This window comes from Kiloniella litopenaei (assembly GCF_000982415.1).
In the GTDB taxonomy this organism is placed as follows: Bacteria; Pseudomonadota; Alphaproteobacteria; order Kiloniellales; family Kiloniellaceae; genus Kiloniella; species Kiloniella litopenaei.
In genome coordinates this window covers 314,460-332,335 of record NZ_LANI01000005.1, presented here as the reverse complement: position 1 = coordinate 332,335, position 17,876 = coordinate 314,460, and the positions used below count along the sequence as shown (strand labels likewise).

The window sequence follows — 17,876 nt, the reverse complement described above, 5'->3', positions numbered from 1 at the left end:
CGAAAATCGACGGGGTTTGTCAGCAATCTGACCCGCTATACAGCGGGCTTTTTAATTCAAAAATCTATCACTCGTTTCATGCAGGTGCTTTACGTAGCCAATCTGAACCACGACGCGTTAGTTCAACTGCACTTACAGATTTATCACCAATATTTTTATTACGGAGTCGGGCATATTCCAACCCGTCTATTGTCGACTTGTATACCTCGACAACCTCCCAATCTTGGTACGATGCGTGCCTTTTAGAAAAAATATCACCAATCTCAGGCATATGCTCGAATTCTCTCATAAACCATTCTTAAAACTACTTTCAGGATCTATTCAGGGATTGATACTCTTCTGACCATGATGGATCAAATGTTAAGATAAATTTTATCTAAAAAAACAACAAAGATTCAAACCCAGAACAACTCAAGAACATATATTCAACAGAATTACCTGAATAACTATGAAATGTAAGCGAGCAATATGATCATTTTAAGACGATCACAAAAAGAACATTCTGTTCTTAACTGGTTCCGACCTCATTAACGGGTCTTATTTATCTGTAACAGCCTTGTCGATAAGATTTTTGGTTACAAAACATCTTTTCGCAAACAATCTTCAAAACGCGCCAAGAAAGCATCACAAATGTTTTTGTCATGGGCAATCGAGAGATAAAGCTTTGTCCCCATTGGATTCAAGAAAACACCTCTTTTAAAAAGCCCTAGCATCATCGCACGCCCTTTCTTTTTATCCCCTAATGCGGAAGAACGATAATTAAAAACATCCTGATCTGTAAAAACGATCTGGGCCAAAGGTCCATCACCAATAACCTGCGCAGGCTCATTCAAATCACTAAGAATACATCTCAGATTAGTCCGCAGGTACTCCCCAGTTTCAAACAGCTTTTCATAAGTTCCGGGCAACCGATAGACAGAAAGCGCGGCATTGGCAGCTGTGGTTGAAATCGGATTCCCCCCCAAGGTGGACGCCATCCAGACATAATTATCTTGGCCAATATAATGTTCATTCACATGATCCATAATATCTGCACGCCCCCCAAAAGCACCAATAGGGTACCCCCCACCCAAGGCTTTGCCATAGGCGACAAGGTCGGGAATCACACCATACTTTTCCTGTGCACCGCCATAGGCCAACCGGAAACCAGTCACAACTTCATCAAAAATAAGCGGAATACCATAGGTATCACAAAGCGCTCTAATGCCCTCCAGAAAGCCGGGGACCGGGGGCGTGCATCGCTGCAAGGGTTCCATCAAAACCCCTGCTATTTCATTGATATTTCCGATTAAAATTTCTTTCGTAGTTTCCAGATCATTATAGGGCGCTATCAAAAGGTTTTCCTGTGCCATTGGTGTACCAGCAGACGTCAACTCAGGTGTCGGAAAGGCCAAGTTCTGACGCGGAAAAAGAGAGGTCACACCCGCTTCATTGGCCCCATGATAGGCCCCTTCAAACTTGAGTATTTTTTTCTTACCAGTAAAAGCACGTGCCAAACGTTGGCAATACATCGTTGCTTCTGTACCCGACGCACAAAACCTAAGACGATCAATCGCCGGAGCTATACTCTGAATTTCTTCGGCCAGTTGCAAAGCATGGTTATTCAAATACGCAAAATTTGACCCCAACTCGGCTTGCTTTTGGACCGCTTCGACGACCTCTTCTCGGGCATGGCCAACCAAACACGATCCCCAACCAATTGAATAGTCCAGATATTCTTGTCCACCACTGTCCCAGAGTTTGGCCCCCTTTCCCCTTTTAACCTCAATCAGTGTTTCAGGAGGAAACCCGAATTCGCCATTAGATATACCCGCGGTAAAAACACCCAAAGCTCTTTTCTGAACACTATTTAAGTTCTCTTCTGGTTTAAGCGCCATTATATCCCTCGTTTTTTTAGCCTGAAATCAGGATCTACACATATCAGTTCCGATTATGCCAAGGGTCTAGAAATTCGAGCGCAGGAACAATTTAATAAAACGGGAAAATGTTCTCAGAAAAATTTACTTCACAGAAATCTGATCACAATAATTCAAGCAAACCTGTCTTTTACCGCCGTCATAAGCCATGATGGTTGTAAGGAATTAGACACACTCAAATCACTTGTCATGTATCTATGGAGTGCGACATGGTTCAAAACACCTTTCTGGTAATCTGGCTTGCTTTTATCGCGGTTGCAGTGACAGCCAAGCAAACCGTCATCGCCTCCCCTACGATATTTCAAAGTGAAAAAGAAAATTTCGAACTCGAGCTGCTTGCAGATGGATTGGACCACCCATGGGGAATGGCTTTTCTACCGAACGGAAACTTATTGATTACGGAACGGGAAAAAGGACTTAAGCTCTATCAAGACAATTCCCTTCTCAATATCCCCCTGAACACTTTTCCCGAGGTCAAAACAAGAGGACAAGGCGGATTACTTGATATAGCAATCCACCCGGAATTCGAGAAAAATCAGCTGATCTATTTCACCTATAGCCATCCTTTGCCAACAGGCTCAACCACTGCATTGGCCCAAGCCAAATTTGTCAGGCAAAAACTTATCAATCCACAAACTATATTTATTGCTGATACGGGATCCAACACGACCAAGCACTATGGATCACGTATTGAATTTGATAACAACGGTATGTTGTTTATGACGGTGGGTGACCGTGGGAACCGTGATAATGCGCAAAACCTAAACTCGCATGCCGGTAAAGTATTGCGCCTGAATGATAAAGGCGCCGCCGCCAACAACACTTTCTTCCCGGAGGGCGACAATGCACTTCCTGAAATTTTTTCTTATGGGCACCGCAATCCACAGGGGCTGACAAAACACCCGGAAACCGGTGAAATGTGGATCAGCGAACATGGCCCCCGTGGTGGTGATGAAATAAACCGCCTCAAAGGGGGGATAAATTACGGATGGCCCATTATCACCTATGGAAAAGAATACATTTTGGGCTCAATCGGCGAAGGAACACACCACCCTGACATGGAACAACCTATCCACCAGTGGACACCATCTATCGCACCTGCCGGTATAACTTTTTATTCCGCGGATACCTTTGCAAGCTGGAAAGGTAATCTTTTTACGACCGCCTTAAAGTTTAAACTTCTGGTTAGACAGGAAATCAAAAACAACAAAGTTATTCATGAAGAAAGATTACTAACCGAAGAAGTAGGGCGCATTCGCGCAATAAAGCAAGGCCCGGATGGCCTTCTCTATATCCTGACGGATTCAAATAACGGCGCCCTCTATCGCCTTAGCCCACACAACTAAAATGACGAGTCCATCAACAAAACTCTGTTAGATATCTTCTAGACGAATTCCCCGATCCCAATAGGGTTCACTACCAAACTTACCTTCGAGGAAATCAATAAACGATCTGGTTTTGGCGGGTAAATGTTCTCTGTTTGGATAAAGGGCATAAACAGCTGCGCTGGGCAATTCAAACTCTCTCAGGATAGGTATCAACTCCCCGGCTTTAAGTTCATCGCCAATATCCCAGGTGGATTTAATCGCGATACCAATACCTGCCTTTGTCGCATCTCGTAAGATTTCGCCGTTATTCGTTTCTAGGTTGCCTTTGACCTTAACATCTATTTGCCCCTCAGGCCCCTTGAAGTGCCAGTGATCATGTACACCCCCAGGATAACCAAGCACCAGACAGTTATGATGGACAAGATCCTGTGGGTGTTTTGGCACCCCCTCTTTCGCAAGATAATCACGCGAAGCACAAACCACGCGCCGCGCTGGACTTAACTTCCTCGCAATCAAGCTACTGTCTTTCAGTTCACCAGTACGAATTGCCAAATCAAAGCCGGATTGGACCATATCAACAATCTGATCTGTCAAGCTCACCTGAATAGATACGTCCGGGTATTGCTTTAGGAACTCTGGTAACAAACGTGATATATGCTTACGCCCAAAAGATGATGGCGCCGTTATTTTCAAGGTACCCTTCACATGTCCCGCCAGACCAGAAAGCGCGGCCTCAGCATCTGCAATATCTTCGAGGATAGATTTACAGCGGACATAATAACCAGCGCCTTCATCCGTCAGACTTAACCGTCTTGTCGTTCTATTTAACAAACGAGCATCAAGTCGTTCTTCAAGGTTTGCAATGCGCTTACTGACAACAGCAGCTGATAAATTGAGGTTCCGCCCTGCCGCGGTCATTCCGCCAGCAGCAACGACCTCGACAAATACAGTCATGTCGCTAATTACATCCATAGTATTATCAAAATAAACTATATAATCCTTATCCAACAAGACCTATTATCATTTCCGCTAGAAATGCTTATCTTATTCTCAAGGAAACAATTAGACCGATGAGGACATGACAAATGAGAAATGCACTCGATTCTACCATAGATTTTGATTTAAACGCTGCTGATATGAGCATCCACTTTCAAAATGCGCGTAAAGTCAGATCTGCAGAAGCACATAAGCTCTTCGGCATGTTCTTGAAAGCCTTGGTTTCACCCGTAAGCAACTGGAAAACACGCTACATTCTGGCTCTTTCCAGAACAGCTTAAAAACAGCTTCTCTCAAAATTTCATGAAGCCAAAAAGCAACCATAAGGCGTATCTATCTACGCCTTATTGGGGAAATTAATTATTATTTAATTTTTTTCAGGCTTACTACAGGCATAAATTAATTCGCAAATAAAACTGCTGCGAATAACCAGTCTGTACCTTTTGTGTCAGTACCGTACCCCAGTACCAATTTTATTTTGAACCCTTATATACGCCGGTAAACCTTTGTATATGAACGGTTTTATCCAGATGCATCCTACCCCGATGCTCTGATGCCAAGACACGATTGATGTGGCTTTCACATCTTCCCCAAGTGTCTTTGCATCCCCACTTTGCCAATCGGTCCCCCGCCGATTGGCTATTTTTTTGCAGCAGCTTACTTCATTTTCCAGAAAAAAACATGTCAGTAGCCCCATCCGGCCTATCCAGATCTTGCTTTGTTCGAATAGCTCGAAAAATAGCCAAGGGGCTTCGATATTTTCTCCCCATCTTCTCCATCATCAAACGCTTAAAATAAAACGCCCCATGATTGCCATCAGATTGAAGGCAATTATTAACCGAATACTGATGGGGAACACGTTTTGGTGTCATCGTCATTTTATCCTCCTTTGATCAAAACTATTACAATCAAAAAGATAACCTTAAACGATCGAAGTATAGCACAAGCATTCACACTCAGAGCCCCACATACCCCAATCCACCCGGAGTCCAATTAATAAAAACAATCACAGTAAGCCAAAAAATCTGATTGATTACATAAGCCTGCGCACAGAATTTTTATTTCGCTGCCAGATACATTTACCACGAAAGAATTGAGGGACGCTTGAAATTACCACAAGCCAGAGCCATACTTAAAAGAGTAAAAACACAAACTTAGCACGCAAAAATTGCATATCTAATTATAGCTCGAAATTTGTCGCAAAGTTGAAACACTCTAATGGTGTAAACACGCACAAGGGGTAGAAAGATTTTGGAGCTTCCCCGATAGTTAATCTGAAACAAACAAAAAAACGCATAAAAAGTGCGAACACAAAACAGGGTAAACCGGACAAGGTAAATCAAAATGAAAATGGAAGGGCAGCAACTGATCCCCGCCCCTCAGGACAAGGTATGGGAAGCCTTGAATGATCCTGAAATACTGAAACTTTCAATTCCAGGCTGCGAGACAGTTGACAAAACATCAGACACAGAATTTCAAGCAAGCCTAACCGCCAAATTTGGCCCCGTTAAAGCTAAGTTCAAAGGGCAGGTAACACTTTCAGATCTAAACCCTCCTACCAGCTACACTTTAACTGGAGAAGGTAAGGGAGGCGCAGCTGGTTTCGGTAAGGGAGAAGCTAAAGTCTGGCTGGAAGATCAAAATGGACAAACGTTACTCAACTATACAGTAGACGCCAAAGTTGGTGGAAAGCTTGCCCAAATCGGTTCGCGTTTGGTTGATTCAGCTGCAAAAAAAATGGCCGATGACTTCTTTGAAGCCTTTTCCCAGAACATCACGACCACAGGATCTTCGACAGAAGCCGAGAATAGTGCCCCAGCAGAAGTCCCTTCCAACGAAAATGACACCACGGTTGCAACAACAAGTGTTACGGGCAATAACGCTATCTATATTGGCATTGCCAGTGTTATTCTGGTCGCCATAGCTATCTATGCTTTCAGCTAGTCCCTTCAAGATAAAGTACATAACTACTGAAATACCGCATTCTAAACACAAAAAAGAGTTCTAGAAAGAACCAGCCCTTAAGATCGCGTTGCACGGATTCAAACGCCATTGCAGTGCACCAATCGCCCCAGAGGCAACAGCCCAAGAACGACGAAATAAGATAAAAATAATCTCTGGGTTGTCACACCACGAACAGGAGAAAACCGATGCCAACGGTATCTATGACAGTTAATGGCAAGCAAGTTTCGGCAGAAGTATCGTCGAACACCCTGCTTGTGACTTTTATCCGCGAAAACCTGAAACTTACTGGCACCCATGTTGGCTGTGATACAAGCCAATGTGGCGCTTGTGTGGTTCACGTCAACGGCAACAGTGCAAAATCCTGTACCATGCTTGCCGTACAAGCAGAAGGCGCAGAGGTAACAACGATTGAAGGTCTGGCAAAGGGCAATGACCTTCACCCCATGCAAAAATCCTTTCAGGAAAACCACGGCTTACAGTGTGGCTTTTGTACGACAGGCATGATCATGAGCGCTGTAGATCTGGTTAACAAGTCTGACAATCTTGATGACACCTCTATCCGCGAAGGCCTCGAGGGCAATATCTGTCGCTGTACTGGCTATCAGAATATTGTGAAATCCATCCAGGCAGCAGCGAAAGAAATGGAGGCATAATCATGACGACTGAAACTGGCATTGGCGCCTCTGTACGCCGCAAAGAAGACAAGCGTTTTATCATCGGCAAAGGACGCTATCTCGACGATATCACCAAGCCCGGGCAAACATATGGATACTTCATACGGTCCCCCTATGCTCACGCAAAAATCAATAGCATCGACACCAGCGAAGCGCTAAAAGCGCCGGGCGTTATTGATATTTTAACTGGGCCGGATATGGAAGCAGATGGTATTGGACCAATCATCTGTGGATGGGGCATTACATCCAAAGACGGTACACCCCATAAAGCCCCTGCTCATCCTGCATTGGCCGTAAGTCATGTTAAATACGTTGGTCATCAGGTTGCATTTGTTGTTGCAGAAACCCTGCAACAGGCAAGGGATGCTTCCGAGTTAGTCGAAATCGATTACGAAGAACTCCCCCACGTTATTGAAGTCGGTGATGCACTGGCGAGTGGAGCCCCACAAATCCATGATGACATCCCAGGTAATTTGTCTTTTGATTGGGAGCTTGGTGACCGCGCAGCAACAGAACAGGCCATTGCATCAGCGCACCACGTCACCCGCATGGATCTGCGGAATAACCGCCTGATTCCAAACGCGATGGAACCCCGTGCTGCATTGGGTGAATATGATGCGGGAACGGATGAAATCACACTCTATACCACCAGCCAAAACCCACATGTGCACAGGCTTGTTCTGTCAGCATTTAATGCGGTTGCCCCAGAACATAAATTACGGGTTATTGCCCCGGATGTCGGTGGTGGATTTGGATCAAAGATCTTTATCTATTCCGAAGAAACTGTCTGCGCCTGGGCAACAAAAAGATTAAACCGACCCATCAAATGGACCGCGGAACGTTCTGAATCATTCCTGTCGGATGCTCATGGCCGTGATCATGAAACCCATGCAGAAATGGCTTTTGATGCCAATGGCAAGATCCTTGGCTTCAAGGTATCCACAAAAGCAAATGTGGGTTGCTATCTATCAACCTTCGCCTCTGCAGTGCCAACTTATCTCTACGGAACATTGCTGAATGGTCAATACACAATGCCAGCCATCTATTGCGAGGTCCAGGCAGGCTTTACCAACACAGCCCCGGTTGATGCCTATCGTGGTGCCGGACGACCAGAAGCAACCTATGTTGTCGAGAGAATGATCGAAATCGGTGCCCGTGAAATGGGGATAGATCCGGGCGAAATTCGCAAACGAAACTTTATTCCACCGGATGCCTATCCTTATGAAACGCCCGTCATCATGGCGTATGATAGCGGCAACTACGCGCTTGCAATGGACAAAGCACAGGCTGCTATTGATTACAGTGGTTTTGAAGCTCGAAAAGCTGAATCAGCACAACGTGGCAAGCTTCGCGGCATTGGTTACTCTGCCTTTATCGAAGCTTGTGGTATTGCACCGTCAGCGGCGGTTGGCTCGCTAGGTGCAGGTGTCGGATTGTGGGAATCAGCACAGGTTCGCTTTAACCCAACGGGCAGCGTAACAGTTTTCACCGGAAGCCACTCGCACGGCCAAGGTCACGAAACAACCTTTGCCCAAATTGTGTCCGATCAACTCGGTGTGCCTATTGATCAGGTTGAAATATCCCATGGCGATACAGGCAAAGTACCTTTTGGCATGGGCACCTATGGGTCCCGTTCACTTGCTGTTGGTGGTTCTGCGATAATGAAGGCCATTGATAAGGTTGTTGAAAAGAGCAAGAAAATCGCAGCCCATACACTGGAAGCATCGGTCGAGGACATTGAACATTCCGGTGGTGTTTTCTCGGTCGCCGGAACGGACAAAAAGATGACCATGGCAGAGATCGCATTTTCCGCCTATGTGCCACATAACTATCCGGATGATGTCGAACCCGGCATGGACGAAACAGCCTTCTACGATCCGCTCAACTTCACTTTCCCCGCTGGGACACACATAGCCGAGGTCGAAATTGATCCTGACACAGGAACAACTGAGATCGTGGATTGGGTCGCCGTGGATGATTTTGGTAACGTGATCAACCCGATGATTGTCGAAGGACAGGTTCACGGAGGATTGGCACAGGGTATTGGACAAGCCCTTCTGGAAAACTGTGTCTACGACAAGGAAAGCGGCCAGTTGTTGACTGGTTCCTACATGGACTATTGCATGCCTCGTGCTGATGACCTGCCCACTTTCCGGGTTGAAACCATCAACACCCCATGTACGACAAACCCCCTTGGCGTAAAGGGCTGTGGTGAAGCTGGCGCAATATCTGCACCAGCGGCATTGATGAATGCCATCACCAATGCACTGGGCAAGGAAATCGATATGCCTGCCACACCTGAGAAGGTATGGCGTGCGGCACAGGGACTGTAAGGGAGGAATGCATCATGTATAATTTTGATTATAAACGTCCAGCTACCATAGACGAAGCTGCTAGCCTCTTGAACGATGACACCATTTTGCTGGCTGGTGGGCAAACCTTGATCCCGACACTCAAACAGCGTTTGGCCCAACCGGAAACACTGGTTGATCTCAGTGCCATTGAATCACTCCGTGGGGTTTGTCCAGATGGTGACCAATTGGCAATCGGGGCGATGACAACCCATGCCGAAGTTGCAAACAAGGCAACTATCCCGGCGCTTGTATCTCTTGCAAGTGGGATTGGCGATGCCCAGGTTCGTAACAGAGGAACCATTGGTGGATCAATTGCCAACAACGATCCGGCGGCCGATTATCCAGCTGCTGTTGTTGGGTTGAATGCCGTCATCTGTACCAATCGACGCACAATTGCTGCCGATGATTTTTTTACCGATCTTTTTGAAACGGCTTTGGAAGAAGGCGAGATTATCACCAATGTGACCTTTCCAAAACCAGAGGCCGCTGCTTACATAAAGTTCGATAATCCTGCGTCACGCTATGCCATTGTTGGTGTGATGGTCGCAAAAACTGGCTCTGGTATCAGGGTAGCTGTGACCGGTGCGGGGCCTTGCGTTTTCCGTCAAACAGAAATGGAAGCTGCCCTTTCAGCAAGCTTCACCCCACAAGCTCTGGATAACATTTCAGTACCTTCAGATGGGTTAAATAGCGATATACATGCATCGGCAGAATATCGTGCCAACCTGATCAAGGTGTTGGCGAAACGCGCTGTTGCACAAATAAACGGCTAAACTTTCTAGGCCGCAGTTGTTTTTTACGATCAACTGCGGCCTTTTTTTACGTTCCAAAACCAACTTCGGAGCACGTCATGCCCAATTCTCATCAAGTCTCTGCTTCCATAGATGACGTTCTTCAAAATTTGGCCAACGGCAAGTATGTTGCTGATCGTTCTCTTGCCACCGTTATTCATCTGGCATTGAACATGCAGCGTCCGCTGTTTCTTGAGGGGGAAGCCGGGGTTGGGAAAACGGAAATAGCCAAGGTACTCTCGGCAACTCTCGACCGTCCTTTGGTCCGTCTTCAATGTTATGAAGGTCTCGACATAAACACGGCTGTTTATGAATGGAATTACACCCGGCAGATGATCGAAATTCGCATTGCAGAAGCGGCAGGGGATACCAACAGAGACCGACTTTCAAAAGATATGTTTGATCCAGAGTTTTTAATCAAGCGGCCTTTGTTAAAAGCTTTGGAAAGCCACGAGGGTAAAAGCCCTGTTTTGCTTATCGACGAGCTGGATCGTGCTGATGAAGCTTTTGAGGCTTATTTGCTAGAGGTTCTTTCTGACTACCAAATCACCATTCCAGAGCTTGGAACAATCAAGGCAGCAGAGCCGCCCATTGTTATCATAACATCAAACAGAACCCGCGAAATTCACGATGCCTTGAAACGCAGATGCCTCTATCATTGGGTTGATTATCCTGATGCTCTACGAGAACTTGAAATCCTTAAGCTCAAAGCCCCGGATGCAACCGAAAAGTTGAGCAACGAAGTTGTTCTTTTTGTACAGGAATTACGAAGGAACCCAGAAGTATTCAAGCAGCCCGGTATTGCCGAAACCATTGACTGGACGAATGCCCTAACCCAGTTGGATCGCGTTTCACTCGCCCCTGAAATTGTCAGTGATACCCTGGGTGTTCTTTTGAAATACCAAGATGACATCACCCGTATTCAGGGAAGCGAGGCGTCGGATATTTTAAGAAAAGTACAAACTGAGATGGATCAAATAGGCTAACACCTTATGGTTTCACGACAGCCAAAACAGACTAACCCAAAACAAGATAACCAAAGTAACCAGGGTTATCTGGCAGAAAATATACTGCACTTTGCACGCACCTTGCGAAAGGCTGGGCTCTCTGTGCCGTCAGCACGTGTTTTGGAAGCAATCGATGCTATTCAGTTTTCCGGCATCACCAGACGGGATGATATCTATTCAACCTTTCAATGCCTTTTTATCACCAGCAGGGATCAACAGGAAATTTTCGATCAGTGCTTTCATATCTTTTGGCGAAATCCAGAGTTTCTGGAACGTGCCATGTCATTACTGCTGCCAACAACCTTTCTTGAAAACGCACCACAGGACGAAAAAGACAAGGCCCTCAAACGTGTGAGCCAAGCATTCGCTCCAGAGCAAAAAAACGAACGCCCGAAAGAAAAAACAGATGAAGAGCTAGAGATAGAATTTGACGCCAGGCTCACCAGCTCAGACGAAAAGGTCCTTCGTCATAAAGATTTTGAACAGATGAGCGCCGATGAGCAACGACGCGCATTTGAAATTATCAGACATTTACAGTTACCAGCTGACCTTATCACCACCCGGCGCTTTTCGCCGTCGGTTCAAAAACAACGCATTGATTCCCGTAAAACAATGCAGGCCTCTATGAGACGCGGCGCAGATATCATTGAACTAAAGCACAAGGCAAAAAAAATACAGTGCGCCCCCCTGGTCATTCTCTGCGATATTTCTGGCTCTATGAGCGAATACAGCCGAATGTTGCTGCATTTTATTCATAGCCTCAGCTCTGCACGTGATCGTATTCATAGCTTTACCTTTGGAACAGAGCTGCACAACATCACCAGACAGATGAAATACAAGGACGTCGATGAGGCCCTGACCGCTGTTGGCCAACAAATTGACGACTGGTCTGGGGGAACCCGGATCAGCACCGCAATACATGATTTCAATCAACATTGGTCACGTCGTGTGCTAGGGCAGCGTGCAAATGTTTTGCTCATCACCGATGGACTTGAACGTGACGGGGCCCATGACCTTTCACTCGAAATGGAAAGACTACAGAAATCCTGTCGAAAGTTGATCTGGTTGAATCCCCTTCTCAGATACGATGGATTTCAGGCAAAGGCGCGCGGCATTAAATTAATGTTGCCACATGTTGATGAATTTAGAAGTGCTCACAATATAAATAGCCTGGAAGATCTGGCTAAAAGTTTGCAAAATAACTGGCAGCCCCGACAGCGTCGGCACAATAATGGACCTATCAGGAATGATTGAAAAACAGACTGACGAAACTTCTGCTGAGGATTTATTGAAAACCGCAGCGACGTGGCAGGATGAGGGGCGCAAAGTTGCGCTGGCAACTGTCGTAAAAACGTGGGGATCATCCCCGCGCCAAGCCGGCAGTATAATGATCATCGATGACAACATGACCATGCTTGGTTCAGTCAGCGGTGGCTGTATCGAAGGCGCCGTGATTCAAGAAGCCCTTGAAATTATGGATCACGGCAAAGCCAGTATTCTTGAATTTGGTGTCGGAGACGAGCAAGCCTGGGATGTTGGACTGGCATGCGGGGGAACAATACAGGTTTATGTTGAACGATTGGAAACAACATGAAGCGTGCAACACTTGATCAACTCAATCTCGCCAAAGCTGTAAAAGAAACCACCGTTCTTCTGACAAATCTGAAAAGTGGTGCGCAAGAGCTGGTCTATCCCCTAAGGCCCGAGACAACACACCCTCTTGAAGACCTGCTTAAGGCAGCTATCCGCGACGATAAATCCTCTGTCCATGCCACAGAGGATTCCGAAACTTTCATTCAGGTTTTCAATCCTCCCCTACGCTTAATTATCGTTGGAGCCGTTCATATTTCACAATTCCTGGTACCAATGGCGCAGTCAGCAGGGTACGAAGTCATTCTTATTGATCCCCGCAGTGCTTTTGGCAACAAAACCCGTTTTCCCAATTGCAAAATTACCAATGAATGGCCAGACGAGGCCATGGAAGATCTAAAACCGGATCACAGAACGGCCGTCGTACTGCTAACGCATGATCCAAAGTTGGACGATCCAGCACTGGAAGCATCTTTAACATCAGACGCCTTTTATATTGGTGCACTGGGCAGTAAAAGAACCCACGCAAAACGGCTAGAACGCTTGAAGCATCTGAAAAACCTGGAACGCATAGAGGGACCGATAGGGCTCGATATCGGTGCAAAAAACCCCGCGGAAATTGCTCTTTCCATTCTTGCCTCAATCACAAAGTCTCTCCGTCATGGGGGCAAGACGTGATTTTCGCTGAAATCAAAACGGAAGAAGCCGAAGGGACCTATCTGGCTCATTCTATTAACACCAACAAAGGCCGTTTGGGCAAAGGGCATCATCTGACGGCCCTCGATATCGAAGATTTGTTAACATCGGATATCACAACCATAACCACAATCCGTCTTGAGGAGCAAGACGTCCACGAAGATCTTGCGGCTGCAAAGCTTGGTCAGTTTGTCTGTAGTAGTGGTGTCAAAACAAGCCCCGCCTTTACAGGCCGCTGTAATATTTACAGCACCGTGCACGGTGTCTTTGAGACCACGCCACAAGAGATTGGACAGATAAATTCAGTTGATGAAGCTATAACCCTGGCAACGCTGGCGCCCTATAGTGTTGTTCATCCGGATCAGCTTGTTGCCACGGCAAAAATAATCCCACTCGCCGCCCCTTCGCAAGCTCTGGACAAAACAAAAGGGGTCGCCCAACTTACCGTCCATCCTTTTCGTCAACGGAAAACAGGCCTTATTCTCACCCGCTTGCCACAGACAAAAAAGTCTGTTCTAGAAAAAACAAAAACAGTCGTAAATCAAAGGCTCAAATCCTGCGCCAATGAACTTTCGGAAACAGTTATTGTTGACCATGACCCTAATTCTATCGCCAAAGCCATTCGTGACCTTCGCGCAAATAATCACGAACTGATATTAATATTCGGTGCTTCGGCAATCGTCGATAGACAAGACGCCCTTCCCAAAGGACTAGAGCTTTCAGGTGGAGAAATAGAACATTTTGGAATGCCTGTGGATCCCGGGAACTTACTTTTACTGGGGAAACATTCCGGCAGCGACATCATAGGCCTACCAGGCTGTGCCCGATCACCAAAACTGAACGGCTTTGACTGGATCCTTCAACGTATTATTGCAGGGCTGCCCGTTACAAAGGATACGATCGTACAAATGGGGTGTGGCGGATTACTTTCTGAAATTCCAACGCGCCCACAACCAAGGGAAAAAATGCCCCCTGAAACATTGCATATCACGCCCAGGATTACGGCCATCCTTCTGGCAGCTGGACAATCCCGGAGAATGGGACCTAAAAACAAACTTCTTCAGGAATGGCATGGCAAACCCCTTGTTAAATGGGTGGCCGATAACATTGGCGAAAGCCAAGTGGATCACACCATTGTCGTAACCGGGTACGAAGCTGACCTCGTGCGGGAAAGCTTGTGCGCTAACGGTCTAGAATATGTGCACAATCCTGATTATGCCGACGGGTTAAGTACATCTTTGATCAAGGGATTGATGGCAGTACCCGCAGACAGCGATGCCGTCTTGATCTGTTTAGGTGATATGCCGTCAATCGACAGTGCGCAACTGGATGAATTAATCAAGGCCTATGATCCGGAAAATGGGGCCGCAATCTGTGTGCCTACTTTTGAGGGCAAACGGGGAAATCCTGTACTTTGGAGCAGAAGCTTTATACCCGAAATGTTAAACCTCAAGGGCGATAGCGGTGCCAGACACCTTTTGGGCAATTATCCCGGTGACCTGCAAGAAGTGATAATGGATAATACATCAGTTCTTTCCGATATAGATACCCCCGAAGCTCTATCCACCTTACGCAAAACGAGTTTTTCAAAATGAGCGAATTAGGAACTGATGAAGACCTCTACAACAAAGAGCTTCTGCGTCTTGCCAGCATGGGAGATTGCCGTCTGGAAAACCCTGACCATACAATCGTTCACAACAACCCCCTTTGTGGCGACCGTATTACCCTGGACTTGCGCATAGACGATAATCTTATTACAGAGGTTGGATACAAAGCGCAGTCCTGCGCGCTTTGCAAAGCTTCGGCACAACTTATAAAAGATCTTTCCATTGGACGTAACTTAGTCGAATTGCAGGACATACACATGAAACTAAAGTCCCAATTAAAGGAAAACTTGCCTATATCCCTTCCTAATGATTGGGAATCATTCTCTATTTTTCAGCCCGTTGCCAGCATCAAGAACAGACACAGCTGCGTATTGCTCCCTTTTCAGGCACTCGCCAAAATAGAAACAATTTATTAAAACAAAAAATATATAATTGTTCGGAATGAAAACAGAAGTTTTGCCAACTGATCCGCAAGATTTCCAGAACTACAGCGTGCGTTTAAGATTTAACACGTGAAAAGGTTTGTAAAAACTATGTCGATTCAGAGCAAAATTGGTTCCCTTCTAACCCTTCTGTTTCTCGTCTTGATCGCGACCAGTGCTGTTATCCTGAAAACAGTCGTAGAGCCGGAATTTGCAGATCTTGATCGTGAAAATACAATTCATAGATCACAACAGATACAAAATACACTTGATGACGAACTGGAAGATTTAAAAATTTATTCCAGCGATTGGGGCGTTTGGGATGACACCTATGAGTACATGGTCACAAAAGATCCGGACTTTATATCAGGCAGTGCCCCGGATGACACCTTTCTATTAACAGATATACACATGATGGCATTTTACGATATGAATAACGATATCGTATGGGGCCGCTGGTTCGACAAAGAGGCTGACAGCTTTACAGATCTTGATATCACCTTTGTCGACAATAAAACCAGATCTGTCATGTCTCCCCAATCTGTTGTTGCACATAACGGCATGGCCGGCTTTGCCCAGACAACTCGCGGGCCTATGATGATTGCGGCGTACCCGATCCTTAAAAGTAATCAGGATGGGCCTGCACGGGGGATTGCTATCACCGGACGATTTTTGGACCAAAATCGTATGGAAAAAATAGCAGAAGACCTCAACGCAGAATTCAACACAGTTTTCAGTCTCGATCAAAGTATCTCGGAAGAACAAAATCTGCCGATTGAAGTTATTACAAACCCGCTGCAACCTGGCTCCATCGGCCTGTTCGATGCTCAGGAAAACGGAATGCTCTATTCCTATGTCGATATTATCGCCATGAATGACGTCAAATTAATGCGTCTGGTTCATCCACATGAAATGGAAATATTAAGCAAAGGGCAATTTGCAATTTCAACCGTGTTACAACTTTTTGCTGCCTTTTTTGCCATTGCTTTAATTTTCATGGTCTTTTCTCTCCATCAAATTGTTCTCAACCCTCTGGGCACTCTCCGGCGGAAAATTAATGCGATGAAGAGAAGCGAAACACTATCAACAGAAACCATCCCGGAAGCCCAATCCAACGAGCTTTTACTGGCATTGGAAAGTTTCGATGCGATGGAAACAGAAATTCGTCAACACCAAAGCGATTTGGAAGACAAGGTTAGGGACAGAACCCATTGGCTACAGGAAACCAACGACAGGCTGGAAGAAGAAGTAATTGAAAGACAGCGGACAGAAGAAAACTTACGTGCCGCAAAAATAGAAGCCGAACAGGCAAGCCGCAGCAAATCAGAATTCCTTGCCACAATGAGCCATGAAATTCGTACCCCGATGAATGGGGTGGTGGGTATGACCAACCTACTGTTGGAAAGCAAGCTTGATGAAGAACAGTTGGATTACACAAAATCCATCAAAAATTCTGCCGATCATCTTTTGTTACTTATTAACGATATTCTCGATATCTCTAAATTGGACGCTGGCGTCAGCAAACTGGAAATCAGCGACTTCAAACTATCAGAAATCATTCAATCAGTAACTTCAACCCAGGAACCAAAGGCGCTATCGAAAAACTTAACATTACGTTCCGAAATTGATCCAAGTCTGCCCGATTGGGTACGCAATGATCCAACCCGATTAAGGCAGGTACTTTTTAACCTTGTTGGCAATGCCATCAAATTTACGGATACAGGGCACATTACGGTCTCGGTCGTTCCCCATAAACCAAGGTCAGGGAACATCCAATGGATCAAATGCTCTGTTGAAGACACGGGCATCGGTATCAGTGAAGCAGATCAGGAACGTATATTCGAACGCTTTACCCAGGCCGATGGTTCTTCATCCAGAAAACACGGTGGCGCTGGCCTTGGGTTATCTATCGTAAAACATTTAAGCGAACAGATGAATGGTGAAGTCGGATTGGAAAGCTCTCTCGGAAACGGCAGTACCTTTTGGTTTACCGTTCCTCTGGAGATACCGGACACTGATCAACCCCCTTCCAAAGATACCGAACCCAACAAATCCGTTGTAGAAACTCAGGATCAACAAACTACGGGAACAATCTCATCATCCGGGAACGATCAGCTACATGTGTTGATTGTAGAAGACAACAAGATAAACCAGATGTTGTTGACTAAATTTTTTAGCAAACGTGGACACCTTGCTGACGTTGCGTTTAATGGTCTGGAAGCGCTTGAATACCTAAAGCATAAAGATCCAGACATCATCCTTATGGACATACAGATGCCCGAAATGGATGGTATTGAAGCAACAAAGGCTATCCGTAAGTTGAACAGTGCCAAGTCAGAAATTCCTATTATCGCAGTCACAGCCAACGCCATGAAGGGTGATCGTGATACATATATCGCCGCTGGCATGAATGACTACGTAGCCAAACCCGTAGATTTCGATCAATTAACAAAGGTAATAAATCAACACGTCTCGGCAAAGAAGGTCCATATGTAGCCGAAACCTATGGCGAAAGTGATGTAAAAAACGC

The 17,876-nt window shown here is 45.8% G+C and carries 17 protein-coding genes; 14 read left to right on the top strand and 3 right to left on the bottom strand.

The window, feature by feature from the left end; genetic code table 11:
* Positions 1–246 (top strand): hypothetical protein (locus WH95_RS21490; RefSeq protein WP_204247756.1); only part of this gene is annotated, 246 nt, incomplete at its 5' end.
* Between the two features lie 329 nt (positions 247–575).
* Here WH95_RS21490 and WH95_RS09715 read toward each other — a convergent pair.
* Positions 576–1,877 (bottom strand): aspartate aminotransferase family protein, encoded by a 1,302-nt coding sequence (locus WH95_RS09715; RefSeq protein WP_052741911.1) that lies wholly within the window; start codon positions 1,875–1,877, stop codon positions 576–578.
* Between the two features lie 248 nt (positions 1,878–2,125).
* On the opposite strand from WH95_RS09715, the gene WH95_RS09710 reads away from it, so the two are divergent.
* Positions 2,126–3,262, top strand: coding sequence for a PQQ-dependent sugar dehydrogenase (locus WH95_RS09710; RefSeq protein WP_046506093.1), 1,137 nt, complete (start codon positions 2,126–2,128; stop codon positions 3,260–3,262).
* 27 nt (positions 3,263–3,289) lie between these two features.
* Here the strand turns inward: WH95_RS09710 and WH95_RS09705 are convergent, their stop codons facing one another.
* The gene (locus WH95_RS09705; RefSeq protein WP_204247755.1) at positions 3,290–4,198 is read right to left on the bottom strand and encodes a LysR family transcriptional regulator; all 909 of its coding nucleotides are present in this window, start codon (positions 4,196–4,198) and stop codon (positions 3,290–3,292) included.
* A 131-nt stretch (positions 4,199–4,329) separates the two neighbouring features.
* Between WH95_RS09705 and WH95_RS09700 the strand changes: the two genes are divergently transcribed.
* Positions 4,330–4,521: a hypothetical protein gene (locus WH95_RS09700; RefSeq protein WP_046506089.1), complete on the top strand. Its 192-nt coding sequence runs from the start codon at positions 4,330–4,332 to the stop codon at positions 4,519–4,521.
* Between the two features lie 381 nt (positions 4,522–4,902).
* On the opposite strand, the gene WH95_RS09695 is transcribed toward WH95_RS09700, so the two are convergent.
* Positions 4,903–5,112: a hypothetical protein gene (locus tag WH95_RS09695; RefSeq protein ID WP_157845930.1), complete on the bottom strand. Its 210-nt coding sequence runs from the start codon at positions 5,110–5,112 to the stop codon at positions 4,903–4,905.
* A 472-nt stretch (positions 5,113–5,584) separates the two neighbouring features.
* Here WH95_RS09695 and WH95_RS09690 point away from each other — a divergent pair, with 472 nt between their 5' ends.
* The 11 genes from WH95_RS09690 to WH95_RS20545 all read left to right on the top strand — a co-directional run bounded on the left by WH95_RS09690 (position 5,585) and on the right by WH95_RS20545 (position 17,842).
* A complete protein-coding gene (locus WH95_RS09690; protein WP_046506084.1) occupies positions 5,585–6,184 on the top strand; it encodes an SRPBCC family protein in 600 nt (199 codons plus the stop codon).
* A gap of 206 nt (positions 6,185–6,390) precedes the next feature.
* A complete protein-coding gene (locus WH95_RS09685) occupies positions 6,391–6,858 on the top strand; it encodes a (2Fe-2S)-binding protein (RefSeq protein WP_046506081.1) in 468 nt (155 codons plus the stop codon).
* Between the two features lie 2 nt (positions 6,859–6,860).
* The gene (locus tag WH95_RS09680; protein WP_046506078.1) at positions 6,861–9,212 is read left to right on the top strand and encodes a xanthine dehydrogenase family protein molybdopterin-binding subunit; all 2,352 of its coding nucleotides are present in this window, start codon (positions 6,861–6,863) and stop codon (positions 9,210–9,212) included.
* 14 nt (positions 9,213–9,226) lie between these two features.
* On the top strand, positions 9,227–10,006 hold the full coding sequence (locus WH95_RS09675) for an FAD binding domain-containing protein (protein WP_046506076.1): 780 nt from the start codon (positions 9,227–9,229) through the stop codon (positions 10,004–10,006).
* Between the two features lie 77 nt (positions 10,007–10,083).
* Positions 10,084–11,010 (top strand): AAA family ATPase, encoded by a 927-nt coding sequence (locus WH95_RS09670; protein ID WP_046506074.1) that lies wholly within the window; start codon positions 10,084–10,086, stop codon positions 11,008–11,010.
* Between the two features lie 6 nt (positions 11,011–11,016).
* On the top strand, positions 11,017–12,285 hold the full coding sequence (locus WH95_RS09665; protein ID WP_046506072.1) for a vWA domain-containing protein: 1,269 nt from the start codon (positions 11,017–11,019) through the stop codon (positions 12,283–12,285).
* Positions 12,278–12,625, top strand: coding sequence for an XdhC family protein (locus WH95_RS09660; RefSeq protein ID WP_046506069.1), 348 nt, complete (start codon positions 12,278–12,280; stop codon positions 12,623–12,625). The genes WH95_RS09665 and WH95_RS09660 overlap by 8 nt, the downstream gene beginning before the upstream one ends.
* Positions 12,622–13,299, top strand: coding sequence for an XdhC family protein (locus WH95_RS09655; RefSeq protein WP_046506067.1), 678 nt, complete (start codon positions 12,622–12,624; stop codon positions 13,297–13,299). The genes WH95_RS09660 and WH95_RS09655 overlap by 4 nt, the downstream gene beginning before the upstream one ends.
* Positions 13,296–14,912, top strand: coding sequence for an NTP transferase domain-containing protein (locus tag WH95_RS09650; RefSeq protein WP_046506064.1), 1,617 nt, complete (start codon positions 13,296–13,298; stop codon positions 14,910–14,912). The genes WH95_RS09655 and WH95_RS09650 overlap by 4 nt, the downstream gene beginning before the upstream one ends.
* Complete coding sequence (locus WH95_RS09645) at positions 14,909–15,340, top strand: iron-sulfur cluster assembly scaffold protein (RefSeq protein ID WP_046506062.1); 432 nt, start codon at positions 14,909–14,911, stop codon at positions 15,338–15,340. Before WH95_RS09650 ends, WH95_RS09645 begins: the two co-directional genes overlap by 4 nt.
* A gap of 117 nt (positions 15,341–15,457) precedes the next feature.
* The gene (locus WH95_RS20545; RefSeq protein WP_052741910.1) at positions 15,458–17,842 is read left to right on the top strand and encodes an ATP-binding protein; all 2,385 of its coding nucleotides are present in this window, start codon (positions 15,458–15,460) and stop codon (positions 17,840–17,842) included.
* Positions 17,843–17,876 lie beyond the last annotated feature (34 nt).